Origin of the sequence: Corynebacterium callunae DSM 20147, from assembly GCF_000344785.1 — a bacterium.
GTDB classification, from domain to species: domain Bacteria; phylum Actinomycetota; class Actinomycetes; order Mycobacteriales; family Mycobacteriaceae; genus Corynebacterium; species Corynebacterium callunae.
Genome location: NC_020506.1, coordinates 166082 through 186982 on the forward strand (window position 1 = coordinate 166082; position 20901 = coordinate 186982).

Below are 20901 nucleotides of genomic sequence, written 5' to 3' on the forward strand. Positions count from 1 at the left end.
TCCCATGCCGCAGGTTCTACTTTTGGCATGCTTCGGTTTTTTTATTGTGGCTATTCCACTCAGCATGGTACTTCTCATCCAGATCATTTCTCCAGGTAGTCGTTTCCCCTCGTTGCGTCCGGGTGCGGCTTTCCGCCATCGTTCAATTGCTAAGAACCCGCCGTGGTGGTTCATCGTTACCATGTATCTTTTGGTATTTTCTAGCACCTTATTTTGTGGTCAATTGATGAGGTCGCAACAATGGGCGCCCCAGGAATTTGCGGTGCAGCAGGCTATTCCTTTTCTTAAAGAGGGCACACCAGCGGAAAAAGATCTAAGAACAAAAATTCTCAAAGATTTCTCTACTGAAAAGTACGTGGCGGATTATATTGACCACCTTGAGCTTGGCGAAGGTGAACTAATTGTCTCGGCTGCAAATGCCTATGCAATTATGACGGCCTCACAAAACCAAAAGCAGTTTGTTATTCAATCTGATCTTGATTATGTGGAAATGCTGAATTCTCCAGCTGAACATGGTGTGCGCTATATTTTGGCAGCTCCTCCTAAAGATGGTGTTCTTACAGATCCCATCAGTCTGTATTATCCAGAGCTCTATGACACTGGAAGCCACATTGCTACCTTAGACATGGAATTTCCCAACCAAGGTGAAAGTCAACCAGATTGGCGTCTATTCCGAGTGCTTAATGTCCCTGCGACACCGTAGAATAAAATGATTAAAGAATAAACCTCGGTTTCAGGAGAGACATGCCCCGCAAGCTTAAAGAGAAGCTTCCTAGGAATTTTGACAAAATCGTCGAGTCCGGCGATTTTGACGCGTTCAAGGAGGTCTTTGCAGAGCGTGCTCTCGACGCCCGAAATCGACATGGTGATACCGCCTTGCATATGCCCGAGGTGCCTGAAGAATATAAGATCTGGCTCCTAAAACAGGGCCTTGACGTTGACGTTCGCAATGAAGAAGGCGATACTCCGCTGCATGTGCACGCCCAGGAAAAGGACCTTAACACCGATTTCCTCATCGATTTTGGTGCCGATGTCTGCGCGGTAAATAACGAAGGCGAGTCGGTTGCCTACGGAGCCGTGCTCTTTCCTAAAAAACTAAAAAAGCTTATCGACGCAGGAGCCGATCCGAGTTCCCGCACCAATGACGGACACTCGCCAATGATGCAAGTTATCCGCAGCGCCGATGTCGGCCACATTTCTCAATTAGCTAAAACCGTAAAAATGCTCAATAGCAGTGATTTCACCGAGGAAGAGATTCGGGAAACTCAGGAACGGATTATTCGTCTCGGCGAGCAATTTGAGGATGCTCGTGAGGATTATGACCAAGATTATGTGGATGAAGCAGCCGTGGATATGGTCTGGCTTTATGATCGTTTTGGCATTCCGGAGGAACTCCGCGCCAACACCCCGGTACGTCACGATGGCATCAGCAAAATTAAATTGCCAGGCAAGACGTGGCAGGAACAATTTATTGCAGGTTATGACTTCCTAGTACCCGCAGTGGGTAAGGCCAAGTCACTACAAGGTGAGGCCATTCGAATCGCTGGTCGCGTCTCCAATGAATTCCACGATAATGGTGGAGAAAATTGGGATAAAGACTATAGGAAGATGGCCAAGGCCTTGTTGGCTATCACCTCCCAAGGCACGCCATTAAAGAAGCCTCAAGAACAGGAACTCGCCACGGCGATTAAGGCTGTTCGCAAGGGTGATCCCACTCCAGAGGAGGTAGATGTATTGCCTCGTTTAGCAACTGCTTGGGTGGTGCAGAATCCAAATCCCATGCCTTTGGGAGAGCCTGACTATCAGCGTTAGGTGATGGCAGGGGGTAGATGGCGATAGCGCATTTGCGCGTTTAAGGGCTTATTCTGATTCTTCGTGATAACCATCGCCATCATCCTCCTTTTATCTGTCGTTATTGGCGCCCTGCTGCAAAGAATTACCGGCTTGGGCGTCGGCCTTGTTACTGGACCGGTGCTCACCACTTTGCTCGGCCCTTTAGCCGGCGTCACCATGGTCAACGGGCTGTCCATTATCAATGCAGTTAATAATGCTTGGTCAGTTCGTAAACGCACCGATTGGGCGCGCTTTAGAATTTTGGCCGGAGCACTCATTATTGGTTCTCTGCCTGCAGTTGCAGTGGTGCACTTCCTCAATGGGCCATGGCTGCTGATTTTTGTGGGCGCTTTGGTGCTGCTGGCTTTGTGCATTTCACTTTTCCCCACGGAGAAGTTCAGCATTAATCCAGAAGCCAAGCTGCCGATGATTCTCTTCGGTATTATCGGTGGCTTTATGTCCACCGTGGCAGGTATTGCGGGCCCAGCTTTGACTGTTTATGCACGCTTGAGCAAATGGGATTATCGCGATTTTGTGGCCACCCTGCACCCAATTTTGTTGGTTGCTAATACAGTGTCCTTCTTACTGAAGGTCATTCTTATTGGTGGCCTGGACTTTGGTGGCGCACCTGCGTGGCTGTGGATTGCAGCAGTTGCCATGATCTTTGTGGGCGCATGGCTTGGTGAGCGCATCAACGCCAAGATCTCCACCCCGATGGCAAAGCGTATTGCTACCATCTTGGCAGCAGCTGGTGCCGCGGTAGTCCTAATCCGCGGCATTATGCAGCTTCTCTAAAACAAAACTTCCAATAAAGCCTTTATGCACAGTGCATAAAGGCTTTTTTAGTTGCTTATTTCGGCAACGGCGATCGGTGTAACAACTTGCGCTGGGGTGCGGGAGCGCCAAAAACCATCAAAGCCCAAGATAGCTAAAGCGATGCCGAGTAGTCCATAAACTAGGGCATCGCTTAAGTTGAGGGATTCGCCAAGCAATAGGGCTGCCACAAATAACAGGATTGGCTCGCCGTAGCTTAAAAGCCCAAACATTGGCATGCTGAGCAGGGTAGAGGCAGCTAAATAAAGCGCCATCGCCACTGCGCCGGCTACACCAACCAACATCACCAGCATGAGCATGCGGGTGCTTAGGGTTTCTGGAATGCTCAACACCATATAAATAGCCAGCGGGGAAAGCACGAGAACTTCCGCTCCATAAGCGAAGGCATTGTTGAGGCCGGAATGTTTACGCAGGGAAAAATAGAGGGCATAACCTAAGGCAATGGCGAAGGTCACCCAGGAGATTTGAGCGGAAGCCAAGAATTTAATGGCAACTGCGGCAATCGCAATTCCCACTGCTAACCACTGCAGGGGTGTAATAATCGCGGCAAAAAAGACGCGGCCCACAATCACCAAAAAGAGAGGCAGCAGTAGGTAACCCAGGGAAGCATCCAGGGCGTGCCCTTTGGGAGCCCAAGAAAAAAGCCAGAGCTGCAGTGCAATAAGCGCTACCAAAGCTAGGAAATAAAGGGGCTGCACCCGGCTGGAGGTTAAGGTCTGCCAAAAGGAAGAGGCAATAGCGCGTCCGGCTGGGTGGAGGAGAATAAGGATATAACAGGCGGCGGTGAGGATGACTCGCCACGCGACCAGGGTTATGGCGGAGGCTTCAATAGCTCCGGAAATAAAAAAGATCACTCCGAAGAGTAATGATGCTAAAAGTGAGGTGATGACACCTGCGGGGGATGTGCGTTCTACTGCCATTACCTGTCTCCTGATAGTTAATATCTTTCTTATACAGATAATTCACTGTCTACGCACCTTCGGCGGAGTTATATTCACATAGTTTTGAGGTTATGGTTAAGGCATGGACGTACCCTTGGAAACTGTCGATTCCACCGTCTCTAACCTCTATGATTCCCTCGATCTCATTGGTGTGCTCCTCAATGGAATAATCGGCGGAACAATCGCTAGACAACGTGGTTATGATGTCATTGGATTTCTTTTTCTCGCGCTATTTTCTGCCCTCGGTGGCGGCATGATTCGCGATATGTTGATCCAGCGTGGCACCGTTGCTGCGATCGATAATCCCATTTATCTCAGCCTCGCATTTACCGGCGCGCTAATTGCTTGGGCCGTTAATTTTAAGGGACGTATCTGGGAGGTTTTTAAAGTCCATGCCGATGCCATTGTGTTGGGTGTGTGGGCATTTACCGGTGCCACCCAAGCCATGAACTTCGGAGTAGACGTATTACCAGCCATTTTTATGTGTGTGCTTACGGCAGTGGGTGGTGGCATGGTGCGCGATGTGGTTACCGGTGAAACCCCGAGCATTTTTGGCGGTGGCACCCTCTACGCCATCCCCGCACTGCTTTCCGCGGCGTCCATGGTGGCCTTCCACCAGGCGGATTATGTGCTCCTGGGCATGATAATCTCACCACTAATTGGCATCAGTTTGGCCATTACCGCCTATTGGTGTGGCTGGGTGATCCCGGTCAACACCGATTTTGCGCCAGTCAACCTCACGGTGGCGCAATTGCGCCGCAAATTAAAGCGGGCCGAAGAAAAAGGCCGAGATAAGAGACCTTAAAGGCGCTTTTCGACGCCGCGGTGCTGGTGGAGGGGCACGTCGATAAGCTACAAACTGCGGGAGGACAGCAGCGTGGAACCTGGAATGACCGCGCCGGGGTCGGTATCGAGGGAAATGATGCGATTGTCGGAGTCGACGTGGACAATGCGTGGTTTGAAGCTGCGTGCTTCGGGTTCGGTGGCCTGTAGATAGCTCATGATGATGACCAAATCGCCAGGATTAATGAGGTGTGCGGCGGCGCCGTTGATGCAAATCTGGCCACTGCCAGCAGCTCCGGTAATGACATAAGTCTCCAGGCGGGAACCATTGGTGATGTCCACAATGGAGACCTTTTCGCCCTCGATGAGGCCAGCTGCCTTGACAAGATCAGCATCGATGGTCACCGAGCCGACATAGTCCAAGTCAGCTTGGGTAACTGTGGCGCGGTGAATTTTGCTTCCAAGAATGGTTCGCAGCATCGCTTAAATGATTCTCTTTCATCAAAAGGGAAAGTTGATTGGCTAATCCTAGAGCCTGGGTGCCACAGAGGTCAAAGAATTTTGTTGGCTAAATTACTTTGCAGGTGTTTTTAGTTAAAGGTGCTGGAAGAAGGCACTAATGGCAGTTTTGATTATTCCAATCTGGCAACATCCACCCGTACCAGGTGGGATAAAGTCGTTGCAATCGCTACGATAGCAATCTATGACTCCTGAGAGTTCTGTGCAACGTTCTCCTTCACTACTGGACGCCTCTTGCGAGGTTTATGTCCATGATCTGGCAGCGCTGTCGCCGACTGACGCCACCGCCTGGGGTATTCCCGGTTTCGAGGGCGAGCTGCAGGATTTTTCCCCTGATTATTGGAATGCCATCGCTGAACGCAACCGTGACATGGTTGCCGATGTTGATGCCTTTGATGATGGCACCGATGACAATGATGATGAAGAGGACTTTGATCACGTTGATCGCGTGACCGCCGATGTGCTGCGCGATCGCGTTTGTCTGGACCTGGCACTGCATCATCAGGGCGAAACCCTGCGCCTGCTCAATAATATTGACTCTCCAGTTCAGACCATTCGTGATGCCTTCTTGGTTATGCCTCGGGAAACTAGCGAAGACCTAGAAAATATTCGTGAGCGACTCTCTCGTGTACCTGATGCTTTGCATGGTTATTGCGAATCCTTGGCAGAAGCAGCTAGCCAAGGCCGAGTGGCTGCAATCCGCCAGGTTGAAGAAGTTGTCTCTCAATGTGAAGACCTTGCCGATGAAGACTCCATCCTGGCAAACCTGGGACTTGAGGCCCATGATCCAGTAGTTGCGGAAGCCCAAGAAGCATTTGTGCGAGTAGCTGGCTGGATGGCTGAGCAACTGGCACCCCATGCTCCCCATGAAGATGCCGTGGGCCGGGACCGCTATGAACAATTCTCTCATCTGCACGTTGGCGAATTTGTTGACCTTGATGAGGCTTATCAATGGTCTTTGGAACAACTCCACGACATTGATTCCCAGCAACAGCGTCTAGCCAATGAACTTTATGGTCCCGGAACCACCATCCGCGAGGCGATGAAAAAGCTCAATACCGATGAGCGATACCTCATCCGTGGTACCGATGCTCTCCAAGAGTGGATGCAGGGCATTGCTGATAAAGCGATCACCGACCTCAATGGTGAATACTTCAATATTCCTGAAGTTGCTGACAAGGTGGAATGCCTAATTGACCCAGCCGGTACCGGTGGCATTTTTTATACCCCACCAAGCGATGATTTCTCTCGCCCCGGCCGCATGTGGTGGTCTGTTCCCAAAACCCAAGAGGTTTTCCACACCTGGCAAGAACTCACCACCGTTTTCCACGAGGGTGTGCCGGGCCATCACCTGCAGATCTCTGCAGCATTGACCGAATCCCAAAACCTCAACCTGTGGCGCCGGCTAGTGTGCTGGAATTCGGGCCACGGCGAGGGTTGGGCGCTTTATGCAGAGACCCTCATGAAAGAACTGGGCTATCACGAAGACCCGGGCAACCTCATGGGCTATTTGGATGCGCAGCGATTGCGTGCTGCTCGGGTAGCCATTGATATTGGAATTCACCTCTCCAAGAAGACTCCAGAGAGCGCCGGACTGTGGGATGCGGCTTATGCACGCAGCTTCCTGCGAGAGAACACCTCGATGAATGAAGCTTCCCTGTCCTTTGAGCTCAACCGTTACCTGGGTTGGCCGGGACAGGCTGCCTCCTATGCGATTGGCCAGCGATTGTGGCTCAATCTGCGCGATGAAGCTTTGGCGCAGGGGCAGACCTTGGCACAATTCCATGCAGATGCTTTATCTTATGGCAGTATTCCTATGTCTATTTTGCGTGAGCAGGTATTGCATTAATCGTCATATAGCCGAGTTGAGGCGCTCCAGAATCTTGGATTCTGTGGCGCTTTTGCTATTTATATGTGGCGCTTAGGCATATTTCAGACAATGTATATATGCATTAAAGGTGTTACTTTCTAGATTCTGTGGCTGGGGTAGTGTGATTGTCGGGGCTAGGAGTTTTGTCAATTTTAGCCAGCATTTCCTGGGGTTAGTCGTGGCGCTGTTGTGCCATTTAAACAAAGCATATGGATAATTTTGCTAATGAAAAAGTGGGGAATTCCGGACGGGTTTTACGGCATTGAAGGGGTGGGTTTTGGGGTGGTGGAAAACTTAAAGGGTATAGAAAAATATACAGCCCCCCGGTGTGTCATTTATTTGCATAAATGCATAATATAGTTTGTTCATTGGGGAATGGGTTGCGCGGGTGGCCGTAACCGGCAACGGTGATCGGTGTCAGGTTTACTACTTTCCAATTGGTCTCTAGATTAAGTAAAAATTGCCCTTAACTGCAAAAGTCTTGATGGGGGCAGGCGAAATATTACCTATGATATTATTGCCCTGGAGCGCAAAGTGGCAGTTCAGCGATGGAAAATGAACTTCTTTAAGATTGCATAGTATTAATTTCACTCAAGATAGCTTGTGCTGTGGCGTGGAAATTGGTTTGTTTTTTCCAAAAAGCAGCTTCATCTCAAGGCGAGACACAAAGCTTGAGGAGGGATCAAAGGTGCCATGTAGGGGAAGAAATAAAGATTTTTAAGAGAGCGCTTATCGCAGCGGTAGGCTCTACATTTGTTATTACAGCTGGGGAATGACTGCTCCTGCCTTCGCAGTAACAGGCCCAGGTGCGGAATCAATGGCAGCAGCAGCGGTTGCACCATTGACTATTCATAAGCATGCCGGTGTTGTTTTTGACGAGGGCGGCGGATCCCGTGTTGCAATGGGACAAGCTGGTGACGGTACTCAGCAAACCGTTTCCAGTGCGCCTCTGGCAGGCGAAAAATTCCTGGTTGAGCAGGTCAACGGGGTTGATCTCAAGACCGCAGCGGGTTGGCAAGCAGCACAGGACATGAACCCTGCCACCGCTGATGTCACCACCGTTGGCACTTACACCACCGGTGCTGATGGATCCGTCAAGATTGATCTGCCATTGGGTCTCTACCGAGTCACTGAAACTCAGGCCCCAACCGGATATAACTCCACCAATGGTGCATTCTTGGTCACCTTGCCTATGGCCAACCCAGAGAACCGCAGTGAGTGGATGTATGACGTTCACGTCTACCCTAAGAACAACCCGGTAGATGAGACCCTGCCAATCAAGACTGTGGTCGATGCCAACAAAAATGCTGGCGACGTCATCAACTACACCATCAATGCTCCGGTTCAGCAGGTTCAAGATGACCTCTCCCACTTCCGCATTGTGGATAAGTACCCAAGCGATCGTCTGGAAAAGCCAGTTGTAGATGGAGTCACCTTCAACGGCGCTCCCACTGGCAACCAATGAATACACTGTCAACACCACCACTACTGGTGAGGTTGCTATTGCTTTGACTGCCGCCGGTCTGGCAAGAGTTAATGCGGTGGATGCTACTTCAGAACGCACCATTGAAGCGAAGCTAAGCTTCACTGTTTCCGCTATCACCGGTGACCCAAATGTTGCAGTACCTGCCGTGGTTAACGATGTTGTGCTCACTCAGAGCACCACTCCGACCACTGATCCAAGCACCCCACCTCCAGGTACTCCAGAAACCACTCCACCAACTGAAACCAAGCCAAAGTCCTTCTTTGGCAATGTGAAGTTGACCAAGACTGGTGAAAATGCCGCTGGTGAAACTGCTAAATTGGCAGGTGCAAGCTTCCAGGTTTACCGCTGTACCAGTGCAACTCAGCTGGGTGACATGATTGACGGTTTCTCTGGAACCACCAATGCTAATGGTGAGCTTTTCATCACCGGTCTGCAGGCAAATAACTACCAAAACGGTGCAGTATTGGATCCATCAACCAAGTACTGCCTGGTAGAAACCCAAGCAGCACCAGGGTATGAACTTCTAACCAAGCCAATTGAGTTTGAGCTTATAGCTGATCTTAGCGGAAGCGACACCGTACCTACCGTTAACTTGTTGGCTGAGATTGAGAACGTCCAGGCTAATGCCGGCTTCAATCTGCCTCTTACCGGTGGCAAGGGTGTGGCAATTATCCTCGGCGCAGGTTTGATCCTGCTGATCGCGGGTGGAGCTTACTACCTCATGCAGCGACGTGAGAGCTAAAAGCTAAAACACAAAAGCCAGTGCCAGGTTCCTTTTAATAAGGCGCCTGGCACTGGCTTTTTTAATGATGGAATTTTTACTTGCGCAGAATTAAGCGCAAGATCTTGGGCAAAAATCCTGCAATGGTCAAAATGGCCAGCAGGCGAATAATTTGCAGGGTAACAACCACTGGTCCTGCTTCACCTTCAGAAGATAATGCCAACACTGTTTCCAAAGCTCCGGGGCTGGTAGCCAAATATGCCTCAAAGAAGCTGATATCAAGCCAAACGGTGAGCAACCCCGCGGCTCCAGCGCACACTGCTAGCAATGCAAAGATAAAAAGGAATGTTGCAGGTAGTTGCTTAGAAAAGAGCTTGAGTGCTGTCATATTGAGGGCACCGCCACACATCCAACCAATGGACATAAAAGCCACGATCTTGAACAAAGTGGGTGGTTCAAAATTGATATCTTGAGGCAAGAAGAAGCTTAAAACCACGGTGAATAACAAAGGTCCCAGCACTGCGGGAGCAGGGAAATGCAGGAGGCGCCCCAAGGGTTCACCACACAGCACAATAAAGAAGATCACCATAAGTGACATCAGGTTGGTGGAACTACCAAATTCAGAAAAGTGGAAAACGTCCAACCAATGTGGGGGAGCAGTTCCTAGATCACCACCACCCGGTACAAAGAAGTGCGTAACCAGCGGCAAGGTGATAGAAACCACCAAAAGACGCAGATATTGGCTGAGGGCTACATAGCGGAAATCAGCACCCAGCTCCCGCGCCAGAATTGGCATAACCGAGGCTCCACCAGCAAGCATCGAGAGCACACCAGTTTCTGGAGAGATTTCACGGCGGGATCGAGCTAGTAGCAGGCCCCCAATTACGCCTACAGCCACGGTGAAAAAGGAAATCACCAAACCGGGGATGAGATAGTGCAGAAGTTGTTGTCCCGGTGAGGTGATCAGTGGAATAGCCGCCAAAAGTGCAATGATGGAGCGTCCAAAAATATGAACACCTTTGGCCAGCGGGAGGTCTTGGCCGGTAATAAGAGCGCAGGCACCAGCTCCTAAAATAGCTCCCAAAATCCACGCGGCCGGCACACCCCACATGCTAAAAGTCCAGCCCAAGGCAATGGAAATGGGTGCAACCAAGCTCCAACGGAAAACGATGGTTTTTAGTGTTGGCTCTTGTGGGGAGTCAGAATCTTGTTCATTCACCAGTAAGCAGACTCCTCAAAATTAGCCAATATTTAAGTAGTACTTACCATAGCAGTGGAGCCATTTTGGGAATCTGCAGCCTGGATCGCTTCATAGGAATCTGGAGTGATAAGCACCTCATGCTCCTTATCACTATCGATGGAAAAGCGCGCTTCATTTTCTTTTAGCAATACCCGCATTCCTGCGATCTCTGCAGTTCCGGTGATCTCAGTTGGAACCATCCGCACCGTGATGAGAGGTTTTTGAGAAGCATTCACCTGCAGCAAGCCGGATGTATCTTGGCTAATTATTAATTTTGCTGCTTGCGCGTGGGTTTCGTCGATAAGCTTCCAGGTCACTGGAAAGGTCGCCGCGCACTCGGCGCGGGTGGGGGAAGCTGCAGTGGGCTCGCTAAATGCACAGGTGAGAGCCTGTTTTTCGGAGAGTTTGAGGCTATAAAGTCCAGGCCCATAGTGGGTAATTTGCTGGGTGTAGATGGGTGTATTTTGCCGCGCGAGGGTGGAGGGACGATCTGCAGGGGTGCAAGCCGCTGCGCTCAGCAGGAAAATCGCTGCAAAACTTAAGGTAGAAGCAGATTTAAGGTTCATTGTCCTAATCCTTTCGCGGGCGAACTGGCACGTGCAAAAGCTTTTAATAGCAATGCTAATCCGAATCAAAGCCCAAACAAGAGGTTTATACTTTGCCCACCGGCAATGATGCGAGATTGATGCACAAAAGTAATAGGAGAAGGCATAAATGGGTGTGGAACTGGCAATAAGCGGGTGGGGAATTTTAATTGCCGGGGCTGCCGTAGCTGGCTGGATTGATGCCGTTATTGGAGGTGGCGGACTGGTACTAATTCCACTCATCTTGGCCGTAGCGCCCCAATTGGCACCTGTCACTGCTCTTGCCTCCAATAAATTGGCTGCGGTAACAGGCACGGCTTCTGCGGCATTTACGCTGGTCCGCAAGGTTAAGCCGGATAAAAAACTACTTGCCCTTTATGTGCCAATCGCCATGGTGTGCTCGGGAGCAGGGGCGCTAGCGGCCAGCATGATTGATAAGCAGGTAATGCGCCCGCTGATTATTGTATTAATGCTGGTTGTTGGGTTAATTGTGGTTTTTAAACCAAGTTTTGGCACCGGGGAAAGCCAAGTTCTGCCAACCGGATGGAAGCGGTGGGCAACTGTGGGCGCAGTCGGACTTATTGCAGCTTATGATGGCATTTTTGGGCCTGGTACCGGAATGTTTCTCATTATGGCTTTTACAGCATTGTTGTCACAGAATTTTCTTAGTTCTGCTGCGATGGCCAAGGTGGTTAATACGGCTACCAACTTTGGAGCGCTAATTGTATTCATTGCAGGTGGGCATATGTGGTGGACCTTGGGTTTGGTGCTGGCGGTAGCAAATGTCATCGGAGCGCAATTGGGTGCCCGTACGGTACTTGGGGGCGGTACCAGGCTGATTAGATATGCACTGCTTACTTTGGTTGTCGTGATGTGCCTGTACCTAGGCTGGCAACAATACCAAGGACTATAGACAAAGCGGTTCAAAAATTAGGAAGTTCCAAGCTATCGGGATGGTTTGTGGCAGGAAAACTTTCTATGCTGGGTGACATGATCAAGACACAACTGGAATCAACTTCCAGCGACCTCGCGGAAGACCCCCTCAGTTACACTGCAGAAATTGTTAAAGACCTGCAGCACGCCTCCACCACAGTCACCGTGGTAGTTCCGGAAGAACTTGAAGTGGAAGCATTCCCCGAATTATTAAGCGGGGCCGCAGAATCCACCCGCATCCTCGGCTTGGAAGAATTACACATTATTGCGCACGCCCAGCATCTGCCAGCGCTGGCAGTTGCGGCCAGCAACATTGCGCATCAGCTGCCGGAGAAATTCCAATTCTGCGAGGCAGAATCCTGCACCCATGTGCATCCCGATGATGACACCTACCTCACCGCAGATTCCCTCATCCAGCTGGGTAAACAGCTGGGTAAAAAGCTCAGCGCCTAGCTGCAGTTTTAGCGCGCGCGGTTCTTAGCGCGCACGGTTTTTAGTGCGTGCAGTGGCCGGAGCACTCCACGGATCCTCCGGCCAAGGATGCTTGGGATAACGCCCACGCATCTCTGCTCGGACCTGGGAATAGGGGCCGGACCAAAAACTTTTTAAGTCATCGGTAACTGCCAAAGGCCGGCCCGCAGGTGAGAGCAAATGAAATTGCACCGGAATATCACATAAGCGTGGAGATTCCTCCAGCCCAAAACATTCCTGTAATTTTACGCGCAGCACCGGCCTGCCACTTTCATAATCCACCGCATGACGATGCCCACTGGGAACCACCAAATGTGCAGGCGCCAAATCCTCTAAATGTACTGCCTCTGGCCACGGCAAAAGCCGCTGCAAAGCCGTATGCATATCCAGCTTTTTAAGAGGCTGACCTGCAGCAAGCGCTTCTAATTCTGGCCCCAACCACAGTTGCGGATCGGCCTTATCAGTATCTGGCCACGGCGCCCCAACCTGCACATATAAAAACCGCAAGCGATCACGCAAAGAACGTGCAGCGGCAGAAAACTCAAAAATATCTAGCCCAGATGCCTGCATTTCAGCTGCGACAGCAGCTGCAGCATCAGCCTCCTGAGGTTTGACAGCAGTGACACTAAGCTCGATGGCACCAGCTGCTCGCACCTTCCTGGCCTGCACTTTTCCACCGGAAATGGCGGTTTTAGTAATTTCCTCCACACCAATAATCTCCAGGGCATCCGCCTCTGAAATGCGCGCAGCAGCCCGAATCAAAGCCCGATTATTACTGCGATTAATAGCCGCAATGGCCAACCACGGTGCTCCGGCTAAATCCTTATCTTGCAAGATTGCCCGCGTGCCGCTGGTCAGCAAATACTCATTTTCGCCCTCCCGCCGCGCAATTAACTGAGGCAATGCCACACCCACAATCTGCCCGGCTGTCGCCGTGCCAGAATTTTTGGGTGCCAGTCGAGCCAGGCGCTTGACCTCGGCCGGTGCGGCTTTTTGCTTTGCGACGTCGCCCTGTGGGCTATCGGCCACCACTGCCAAGATTGGTGCAGCTTGGAGGCCAAAACGTAGCAAGGAAGCCCCAAAATGTGGCGGCAGGGGTAGCGTCGATAAGCATTTTCCTAGCGGTGTGAGGGCAGAACCCTGCAGCGCACCGATGCGGCTGAGGGTCTCAATTGCGGCGGTCCACGCCGTTTCCGGAGGTGCACTAAGCAGCGGCAGCTCGGCAATCGGAGTGCCCCAAGCTGCCAACCAGAGCGCAGCTTGGGTGAGGTCCGCGACGCTGATTTCCGGCGGATTAAAGCGTGCAGAATGTGCAAAATCCTCCGCTGAATAACAACGAATCACCTCACCTGGCCCTTCACGCCCGGCGCGACCAGCACGTTGTTGGGCAGCAGACTGCGCACAACTAGCCGTAATTAGCCCTGTCATCCCGCGCGCAGCGTCGCGCTTGGGCATACGCGTCAGTCCTGAATCAACCACAATGCGCACGCCAGGAACCGTTAGCGAGCTTTCTGCAACTGGAGTGGAAACAATAATGCGCTGCTCATCACTACGGCTGAGAGCAAGATCTTGTTCTTGTGGCGTGAGCCTGCCATGCAGCGCAAAAACATTGTGGTGCCCTAGTTTTTGGAGCTCGGTAATTACCCACTCAATTTCCGACACACCTGGGACAAAAACCAAGGCGGAATGTGAGCTATTTATGGTGGCTTCATGAGTGACCTGCGCAATGTGCTCTAAAAAGCTGCGTTCCACCCCGCGAGTTCCCAAACGTGCACCGGCTGGCCGATAAGTAATTTCCAGTGGATAGAGCGGTGCCTCTGCAGATAGCACCTGCGCGCCCAAAAGCTGTGCAAAAAGTTCTGCATCCACGGTGGCAGACATGGCAATAAGGCTAAAATCATCGCGCAGCTGGCTGAGTTCAGTAAGCATTCCTAGCAGCAGATCAGTATCTAGCTGGCGCTCGTGAACCTCATCAATTATAACCGCACCGACCCCGGCAAGCTCTGGGTCTTGCAAAAGTTGACGTACCAAAACGCCAGGAGTAACAAATTGCACCTGGCTGCCCGCCACATGATCTCCGCGCACGCTATATCCGACCTTATCGCCCAAGGCACTGCTATCAAGGTGGGCTAAGCGACGTGCTGCGGCTCTAACGGCAACCCTGCGTGGCGCTGTGACCAGTACTTTTTGTTTTAGCTGCTGTGTGGCAAGGACATTTGCAACAACCGGTGGGATGACGGTGGTTTTGCCAGTACCTGGAGGTGCCTGAATAACTAGATTTTGTGCTTGGTTTTGTGCTTGGCGGTCGAGCGCAGCGTGGAGCTGGGAAATTAATGAGGCCGCAGGCAACCCTGCAGAAATAGCATCTACCTTAAAAATTGTTCCAGCCTCACTTTGTTCGCGGTTTATGGGATAAGTGTAGTTTCTGCCGTGGGGGAGGATTTGCCCGGGCTAAAGCACTCCGAAGGCATCAACCGGCGCATTTGGTGGAAGCTGATCTCTTTCCAGCTTTTTAATATCGCGCTTTTTGAGTACTCGCGCTGGATTGCCCACCGCAATAGAATCCGCTGGAATATCCTTGGTCACCACCGCGCCAGCACCAATGACACAACGATCACCAATGCTCACGCCGCCCACCACGGTGACATTTCCACCCAGCCATACATCTTCACCAATGGTGATGGGCTTTCCGTTTTCCCAACCTCCGGAACGCATTTCCCAGTCGTGAACCGGGTGGCCTGCGGTATAAAGCTGACAATTAGGGCCCAGCATACTGCGGGCGCCAATGTAAACGGGTGCAATATCTAAAATGGTCAGGCCAAAATTGATAAAGACGTGTTCGCCGATGGTGGTGTTAAAACCGTATTCGATAATTGTCGGCGCCTTGATAGTGCACTGGCCACTTGCTGGGTTGAGTAGTTCTTTGATGATTTCTGTGGAACGCTGCGGATTGGTGGGGCCGAGTTGGTTGAATTCGTGGACCAAAAGGGCAGCTTGATCAGCAACTTCTTGGCGGTGTGCGCCAGTGGCTAGATACCAGTTGCCACCTGTCATCCACTCGATGGATTCGTAGGGCGTAGGGTCAAAGTTGTCCATGAGTCCCATTATGTAGGTGATGGAATGCCCACGCTTTTTGATGAACTGCCACGTCCCAATGTTGAAGTAGCCTCAGGTGTTGTGCATCTGCCCAATTTTCTCGAGCTTAATGCTCAAGAAAGCCTGGTATCCCAATCGCGCGAGATCGCACGGTCCTTGGTACATACCCCTTTGGCCATGACCAAACCGAAAACACGCACCGGGCAGATGAGTGTACATATGCTCACCATTGGTAGGCATTGGGTAACCGATCAATTTAGATATGTCCAAGAACTTGATGGGACTGCGGTGCCACCGGTTCCGCAAAATTTTGTGGATCTAGCGCAGCTGACCCTGGATCGCGCCGGGGAACTCAGCCCTTCTTTAAAGGCCTGGTCCCGCTCTTTTCGCCCCGATATGGTGCTGGTTAATTATTATGAGCCAACTGCCTCTATGGGACTGCACCAAGATGGTTATGAAATTTCAGAGGCCCCAGTGATCTCTATTTCTATTGGCGATACCGCACTTTTCCGCCTCGGTGGTACGGAAAATCGCAATAAGCCCTGGCACGACATTCCGCTGCTGAGTGGCGATGTCATTATCTTCGGGGGAGCTAATCGACGCGCCTTCCACGGCGTTCCCAAAGTGATGGCCAATACTGCGCCCTTGGGTTGTGGACTTAAAGAAGGGCGCATCAATATCACCATCCGCCAGGTCGACTTATAAACTCAAAAAGATAATGACAATTGCACAATTTCTCGCACTTTTTCTTATCTGGGTCGCCGCTATTGCTTCACCTGGACCTGACCTTTTCCAAATTATTAGGCGTGGTTCCAAAAGTCGAAGTGCTGGCATTTGGACAGCCCTTGGCATCATGGTGGGCAATACCATCTGGATTGTGGGCAGCCTCCTCGGACTTTCCGCACTAATTTCTAGCCAGCCACTTGTACTCAACGCGCTGCAATTAGTGGGTGGCGCTTACCTGACCTGGATGGGTTATGGAGCAGTACGTTCCTGGTGGCGTAGCCGTGGAAGTATTCCGGTTACCGCGGCAGCCACCCCAATTGCCCAGGATGAAGCTTTGGGAATGTGGGCAGCGCTGCGCACAGGTATTGCCACCAACTTGTCTAATCCCAAGGCCGTACTCTTTTTTGGATCTGTTTTTGCGCAGTTTATTAGGCCTGATATGGGATTTGGCTGGAGCTTTTTTATCGCAGCTTTCCTTATCTTTACGGGGGTGTTGTGGTTTGTGGGCTTTGCCATTTTGGTACGCAAGCTGGCAGCGGGAATTACTCGCTATTCAGCGCTGATTGATCTTTTCACGGGGGTGATCTTCATCGGGTTGGGAATGTTCATGATCGTGGAGGGGGTTATGGGAATTGGTGTTAAAGCCTTGGGTTAGCTCCCCTTAAAGGAGACAACTAGACTCAATCACCATGCAACCCCAAGAAGTGCACATCAGGGACGAAGCCATCAAACTTGGCCAGTTCATCAAATTGGCCAATCTCGTTGAAACCGGCGGAGAGGCTAAAGACGCCATTAGTAATGGTGACGTCACCGTTAATGGTGCAGTGGATACCCGTCGCGGTAAAACATTGCGCGATGGAGATGTGGTGTGCATTGGTGACGTCTGTGCGCAGGTAGTCACTGGTGACAGCACCGACGATGATGATTATTTTGATGAAGCCACCGCTAATGATGACTTCGATCCCGAAAAGTGGAGGAATATGTAATGCCAGCTTTTGAAGCCATGCCGGGAATGCCCTATTGGATTGACCTTTCTACTTCCGATATCGCCAAGTCCAGCTACTTTTATGAAAACGTGCTGGGCTGGGAAATCTCCGAGGTAAATGACGGCTATCGCATGGCGCGTGTGCAGGGTCTGCCGGTTGCCGGTCTTATTGATCAGCGCGGCGAATCCAGCATTCCAGATACCTGGATTAGCTATTTCCTCTCCTTTGATCTGGATGCCACATCCACCAAGATCGTTGAGCTGGGCGGACGTATCCTGGCACCTGCTACCGAGGTTCACTTGGGACGTATGGTCTTGGCTGTTGATACCGCTGGTGCCCTCTTTGGAGTTATTGAACCAGGTAGCGAAGAGTCCTTTGTGGCTGCGGGTGAACCCGGGACCCCGGTATGGCATGAGCTAAGCACTGTAGCTAAGTACAACGAGGCTGTGGACTTTTATGGAGAGCTTTTCTCCTGGACCACTTCTCAGCTAGATGGTGCAGGTGATGAGGGATTCCATTACACCACCGCTTTGGTTGATGGTTCTGCCTTTGCGGGAATTTTTGATGCCTCCGGCCACTTCCCACCGCAGGTTCCTAGCTTCTGGCAGTCCTACCTGGGCGTTTTGAGCGTCGACGAGGCTGCTGCCAAGGCCCCAGAGTTTGGTGGCGAGGTTATCCGCGAGCCTTGGGATTCCGAGTTCGGCCGCATGGCGCTGATTTCTGATTCCACTGGCGCCACCATCACGCTGTGTGAAGTTGATGAGTATGTAGAAGAGGGCGCCGAGGGCGATGACCTCCTCAACATTGATCTCAGTGCTTTTGAAGAGCAGTTCCGCCAGCAAAACGGCGAGTAGAAAAATGAGCACCATGGAAGAGCTAGATTTCATGGTGCTTTCCCTTGTCGACGCCATCCCGCCGGGCAGAGTCGCCACCTACGGCGACATCGCCGCCCTTGCGGGCACCGGACCGAGGCAGGTGGGGCGCATCATGGCAGAAAAGGGACAGCTGAGTAATTGGTGGCGGGTTGTGCGTTTCGACGGGGGCTCGCAGGTGGCTGCGGCAGCGAAATTAAAGTGGGAGAGCGAGGGGATTGCGCATTCCACTGGACGGAATCCCAAAGTCCGAATGCAGTCGCATCGCTTGAGTGAAACAGAGCTTTTATCACTAAGCGTTTATTAATGGTTTTCTCATAATTCCCGCATAAATCGGTTTTCAGCTAGGGGATTTCTAGGGCCACAGGATAAGGTCATCCCTTATGAAAAATACTCGTCTGATGGCAGCTATCAGCGTGTTGCTGACTGTCATAGGACTTGTATCAGCTGTACCTGCCAACGCCATTGAACTCGCTGATGCCATTCCTGAGCGCACCCAAATTGTCATTGTTTATGATGATGGCACCATCGTGGCCTCGGAAAATGCCGATGAATCCCGCCCAGCTTTATCCTTGGCAAAGCTTTATTTGGGATACTACGTGCTTGAAGAAGGCGATGAGGAAGACGCCGTCTTGGTATATGACATGATCCGCTATTCCCAAGATTCCACCGCAGACTATTTGGAATCGATTTATCCAGAAGCAATCGAGGAGATTGTGGATGAATTTGACCTGCGCGACACCGATTGGGCAGGTTATTGGGGAAATTCCACCACCAGCATGTTGGACATGGCGGAGTTTGTCTCCAAAGTTAATGATGATCCAACCGCAGCACCCCTGATTGATGGCATGGCCAATACCGCCGAGGAAGCCGCTGATGGATATGCCCAAGATTTTGGCACCATCACCTTGCCCGATATGCTCGGCACCAAATTGGGATGGTCGGACAACCTTGATGTGCATGCCTCGGTAAGTATCGGCTCTGACTTTGTGGTGGCAGCCAATACCTATGGTGATGCTGACACCCTAACTGAGGATGTACAGGACTACCTCAGCGAGGATTCGCCGGAGGTAACCACCCCAGCTATTGCTAATTCCTATGCTGGCAACACTGTCTCAGTTGTAGAAAGCGCTAAACAGATGAAAACCGCAGCTGATGTCAAAGATGAGTTGGCCGGAACCATAAAAGCTGAGGCATTGTCTCTGGTCCCGGATGCTTTACCCATTCCGAACTTTATTTATCGACTACTGATTCTTTAGGAACTCCGCCACATCGGTGATTTTCTCCCGCGCGATTTTCGGGGTAGAAATACGGTGCCGCGCGACATACTCCTTGATCTCGATATTCTCCTGACCTTCAATACCTACAGGTCGGGTAGCGATCTCATCCTGCAAAGCAATCTGTACTAAAGCCTTCGGCCAGCTTTGAGGATCTGCAATCTCCACATCGGCCCGAATTTCCTCCGGCAGCTTTTCCACACTTCCCAGATCTGGGAACGTGAGAATCAAAGCGTCGAAAAGCGAAGCGTTTAGTGCTGCCAACGCTGCCCCGGAGGAATAACCCCAGCCCGTGATCGACGTTGCGTTATGGTGGCGGGCGTAGCCGACCGCCTTGGCCACCGCATCGTTGATCTGTGGCAAGGTGTGACCAGGGGCGAGCGGATAATCCAGATCCACAATAGTGGTACCTGAAAGCTCAGCGGCCGCTGCGACCTCCGGACGCCACTGCATCTCCAGCGCATCACCGGAACCGCGCCACCAACCACCGCTGTGGAAAGACACCGCCCACCGGCCAGTTGGCTGTGAAGGACGGAAAATGGCCGCCCCGATCTCCGGAGCATTATCGACGCTCACGCCGCCAATAAAAGCAACGCCAGGCATGGAATGATCCAAACCAGAACCCAGCATAATCATCGCAGTGTGGGTGGTGCGATCTGGCAAATGCGCAATATAACGATCTGCTGCATCAGGATTGCCATCGCCACCTGCCCATGGAGGGGTGAAATCAGGCAAAGGATAATGCGCATCAATATAAGAGCCCAGCTGTTCTAGCTGCTCTTCATCGGAAAGTTGGCGATCTTTACCGCCGACCTCAAACTCATCGCGGAAGCGCTGATCGCGCTGTTCCTCGGATTCAGAAGGATTATTGTTTTCAGCCATGCTCACCACCTTAGTTCCCTTGCATTAAGTGATGGGGTGAATCCGCACCGAAGCTTTCGCTCTTGCTCTTGCTCTCGCACTCGCTCGCAGCGCCAAGATGGGCGAAGGTGCGTAGGCTGGGGGCTAATTTATTACCTAAAGTTTATTGCTTAAAGGGAGAAGTCTTTATGAGTGGCACTGCAAAAATGTACGACACCACACTTAAGCCAACAAAGCAGGAAATTGCTCAGGCCTGGATCGGAGCTTCGGAAATCCTCGGCAGCTATCGCCTGGTGGACACCGTTGAAGGTGAAGTGGGAATTGAAAGCCTAATTGCCCATGAACGCGAAGGTCGACTCATCCAAATTCCATTGAGCTACCGCTCTGCAGAAATTAGCCCTGAGCACACTATTTCCACCCTCGAGCATGGAGTGCTGGGTAAGCGCTGGGTGACCAATGCACTTGGAGACCCTGTAGCCGTTAGAGAATATATCCGCACCATCTTGACCGGCGATGATGGAGCCAGCCGTGACGATGGCGTAGCTAGCTATTTATCAGTAAAAGGCACCGGCACTTTTGATGCTAAAGACCTTGGCCTGGGCGAAGTAACTCTCATCGAGGTGGGGCGCCAGCGTGTTATTGGCTCCGTTGAGATCGACGGCGAAGGAAAATACTTTAAGCTGCGTATTCCTCAGGTTTTGCAAGGATTTAAGCATACCGGCCGCGGACACAGCGCAACTCATTTGCGTTTAGTTGCTCAAAACCCCGAAAAGCCTGAGCAAGAGTTGCTTATTGCCGAGTTCAACTGGGTTGAATAGAGCCTTTTGTTCTTGAGGAGCTTGGCTTTGGCTGCTTTGTAGGTGGCTTT

Annotated in this window: 23 protein-coding genes; 16 read left to right on the forward strand and 7 right to left on the reverse strand. The window is 51.5% G+C overall.

The genetic code is table 11. From position 1 onward, the window contains the following. Positions 1-4: 4 nt before the first annotated feature. From H924_RS00755 to H924_RS00765, 3 genes are all read left to right on the forward strand, one after another. Positions 5-703, forward strand: coding sequence for a hypothetical protein (locus tag H924_RS00755; RefSeq protein WP_015650059.1), 699 nt, complete (start codon positions 5-7; stop codon positions 701-703). Positions 704-744: 41 nt separating this feature from the next. Continuing rightward, positions 745-1812, forward strand: coding sequence for an ankyrin repeat domain-containing protein (locus H924_RS00760; protein ID WP_015650060.1), 1068 nt, complete (start codon positions 745-747; stop codon positions 1810-1812). A gap of 63 nt (positions 1813-1875) precedes the next feature. Continuing rightward, the gene (locus H924_RS00765) at positions 1876-2628 is read left to right on the forward strand and encodes a sulfite exporter TauE/SafE family protein (protein WP_015650061.1); all 753 of its coding nucleotides are present in this window, start codon (positions 1876-1878) and stop codon (positions 2626-2628) included. Between the two features lie 47 nt (positions 2629-2675). On the opposite strand, the gene H924_RS00770 is transcribed toward H924_RS00765, so the two are convergent. Next, on the reverse strand, positions 2676-3587 hold the full coding sequence (locus H924_RS00770; protein WP_015650062.1) for an EamA family transporter: 912 nt from the start codon (positions 3585-3587) through the stop codon (positions 2676-2678). 103 nt (positions 3588-3690) lie between these two features. Here H924_RS00770 and H924_RS00775 point away from each other — a divergent pair, with 103 nt between their 5' ends. Further along, complete coding sequence (locus tag H924_RS00775) at positions 3691-4413, forward strand: trimeric intracellular cation channel family protein (RefSeq protein ID WP_015650063.1); 723 nt, start codon at positions 3691-3693, stop codon at positions 4411-4413. Positions 4414-4460: 47 nt separating this feature from the next. Here the strand turns inward: H924_RS00775 and panD are convergent, their stop codons facing one another. Further along, the gene (gene panD, locus H924_RS00780; protein ID WP_015650064.1) at positions 4461-4871 is read right to left on the reverse strand and encodes an aspartate 1-decarboxylase; all 411 of its coding nucleotides are present in this window, start codon (positions 4869-4871) and stop codon (positions 4461-4463) included. Positions 4872-5094: 223 nt separating this feature from the next. Between panD and H924_RS00785 the strand changes: the two genes are divergently transcribed. The 3 genes from H924_RS00785 (at position 5095) to H924_RS00795 (ending at position 9008) form a co-directional block, all read left to right on the forward strand. Further along, positions 5095-6759, forward strand: coding sequence for a DUF885 domain-containing protein (locus tag H924_RS00785; RefSeq protein WP_015650065.1), 1665 nt, complete (start codon positions 5095-5097; stop codon positions 6757-6759). A 793-nt stretch (positions 6760-7552) separates the two neighbouring features. After that, entirely contained in the window at positions 7553-8245 is a 693-nt protein-coding gene (locus H924_RS00790; RefSeq protein ID WP_029703754.1) for a SpaH/EbpB family LPXTG-anchored major pilin, read from the forward strand. Continuing rightward, positions 8205-9008 (forward strand): SpaH/EbpB family LPXTG-anchored major pilin, encoded by an 804-nt coding sequence (locus H924_RS00795; protein ID WP_015650067.1) that lies wholly within the window; start codon positions 8205-8207, stop codon positions 9006-9008. The genes H924_RS00790 and H924_RS00795 overlap by 41 nt, the downstream gene beginning before the upstream one ends. A 76-nt stretch (positions 9009-9084) precedes the next feature. On the opposite strand, the gene H924_RS00800 is transcribed toward H924_RS00795, so the two are convergent. Together H924_RS00800 and H924_RS00805 are read right to left on the reverse strand one after the other, a co-directional pair. Beyond that, positions 9085-10206: an AbrB family transcriptional regulator gene (locus H924_RS00800; protein ID WP_015650068.1), complete on the reverse strand. Its 1122-nt coding sequence runs from the start codon at positions 10204-10206 to the stop codon at positions 9085-9087. 32 nt (positions 10207-10238) lie between these two features. Further along, positions 10239-10793 carry a hypothetical protein gene (locus H924_RS00805; RefSeq protein ID WP_015650069.1) on the reverse strand — a complete coding sequence of 185 codons (555 nt, stop codon included), beginning with the start codon at positions 10791-10793 and terminating at the stop codon, positions 10239-10241. 148 nt (positions 10794-10941) lie between these two features. On the opposite strand from H924_RS00805, the gene H924_RS00810 reads away from it, so the two are divergent. After that, entirely contained in the window at positions 10942-11724 is a 783-nt protein-coding gene (locus H924_RS00810) for a TSUP family transporter (protein ID WP_015650070.1), read from the forward strand. Positions 11725-11801: 77 nt separating this feature from the next. Continuing rightward, positions 11802-12197, forward strand: coding sequence for a hypothetical protein (locus H924_RS00815; RefSeq protein ID WP_029703752.1), 396 nt, complete (start codon positions 11802-11804; stop codon positions 12195-12197). A 24-nt stretch (positions 12198-12221) separates the two neighbouring features. Here H924_RS00815 and hrpB read toward each other — a convergent pair whose 3' ends face one another. Together hrpB and H924_RS00825 are read right to left on the reverse strand one after the other, a co-directional pair. Then, positions 12222-14564: an ATP-dependent helicase HrpB gene (gene hrpB / locus H924_RS00820; RefSeq protein WP_015650072.1), complete on the reverse strand. Its 2343-nt coding sequence runs from the start codon at positions 14562-14564 to the stop codon at positions 12222-12224. A 102-nt stretch (positions 14565-14666) separates the two neighbouring features. Beyond that, on the reverse strand, positions 14667-15311 hold the full coding sequence (locus H924_RS00825) for a sugar O-acetyltransferase (protein ID WP_015650073.1): 645 nt from the start codon (positions 15309-15311) through the stop codon (positions 14667-14669). A 24-nt stretch (positions 15312-15335) separates the two neighbouring features. Here H924_RS00825 and H924_RS00830 point away from each other — a divergent pair, with 24 nt between their 5' ends. From H924_RS00830 to H924_RS00855, 6 genes are all read left to right on the forward strand, one after another. Beyond that, positions 15336-16016, forward strand: a complete 681-nt coding sequence (locus tag H924_RS00830; RefSeq protein ID WP_015650074.1) for an alpha-ketoglutarate-dependent dioxygenase AlkB family protein — start codon at positions 15336-15338, stop codon at positions 16014-16016. Positions 16017-16029: 13 nt separating this feature from the next. Beyond that, on the forward strand, positions 16030-16692 hold the full coding sequence (locus H924_RS00835; RefSeq protein ID WP_015650075.1) for a LysE family translocator: 663 nt from the start codon (positions 16030-16032) through the stop codon (positions 16690-16692). Positions 16693-16726: 34 nt separating this feature from the next. After that, on the forward strand, positions 16727-17023 hold the full coding sequence (locus tag H924_RS00840; RefSeq protein WP_015650076.1) for an RNA-binding S4 domain-containing protein: 297 nt from the start codon (positions 16727-16729) through the stop codon (positions 17021-17023). Beyond that, on the forward strand, positions 17023-17877 hold the full coding sequence (locus H924_RS00845) for a VOC family protein (RefSeq protein ID WP_015650077.1): 855 nt from the start codon (positions 17023-17025) through the stop codon (positions 17875-17877). Before H924_RS00840 ends, H924_RS00845 begins: the two co-directional genes overlap by 1 nt. Before the next feature lie 13 nt (positions 17878-17890). After that, positions 17891-18202 (forward strand): MGMT family protein, encoded by a 312-nt coding sequence (locus H924_RS00850; protein WP_015650078.1) that lies wholly within the window; start codon positions 17891-17893, stop codon positions 18200-18202. Positions 18203-18278: 76 nt separating this feature from the next. Then, positions 18279-19154, forward strand: a complete 876-nt coding sequence (locus tag H924_RS00855; RefSeq protein WP_015650079.1) for a hypothetical protein — start codon at positions 18279-18281, stop codon at positions 19152-19154. Here the strand turns inward: H924_RS00855 and H924_RS00860 are convergent. Continuing rightward, a complete protein-coding gene (locus tag H924_RS00860; RefSeq protein WP_015650080.1) occupies positions 19140-20054 on the reverse strand; it encodes an alpha/beta hydrolase in 915 nt (304 codons plus the stop codon). The genes H924_RS00855 and H924_RS00860 overlap by 15 nt on opposite strands. A 167-nt stretch (positions 20055-20221) precedes the next feature. On the opposite strand from H924_RS00860, the gene H924_RS00865 reads away from it, so the two are divergent. After that, positions 20222-20851 carry a CG0192 family protein gene (locus H924_RS00865; RefSeq protein WP_015650081.1) on the forward strand — a complete coding sequence of 210 codons (630 nt, stop codon included), beginning with the start codon at positions 20222-20224 and terminating at the stop codon, positions 20849-20851. Positions 20852-20901: the final 50 nt, after the last annotated feature.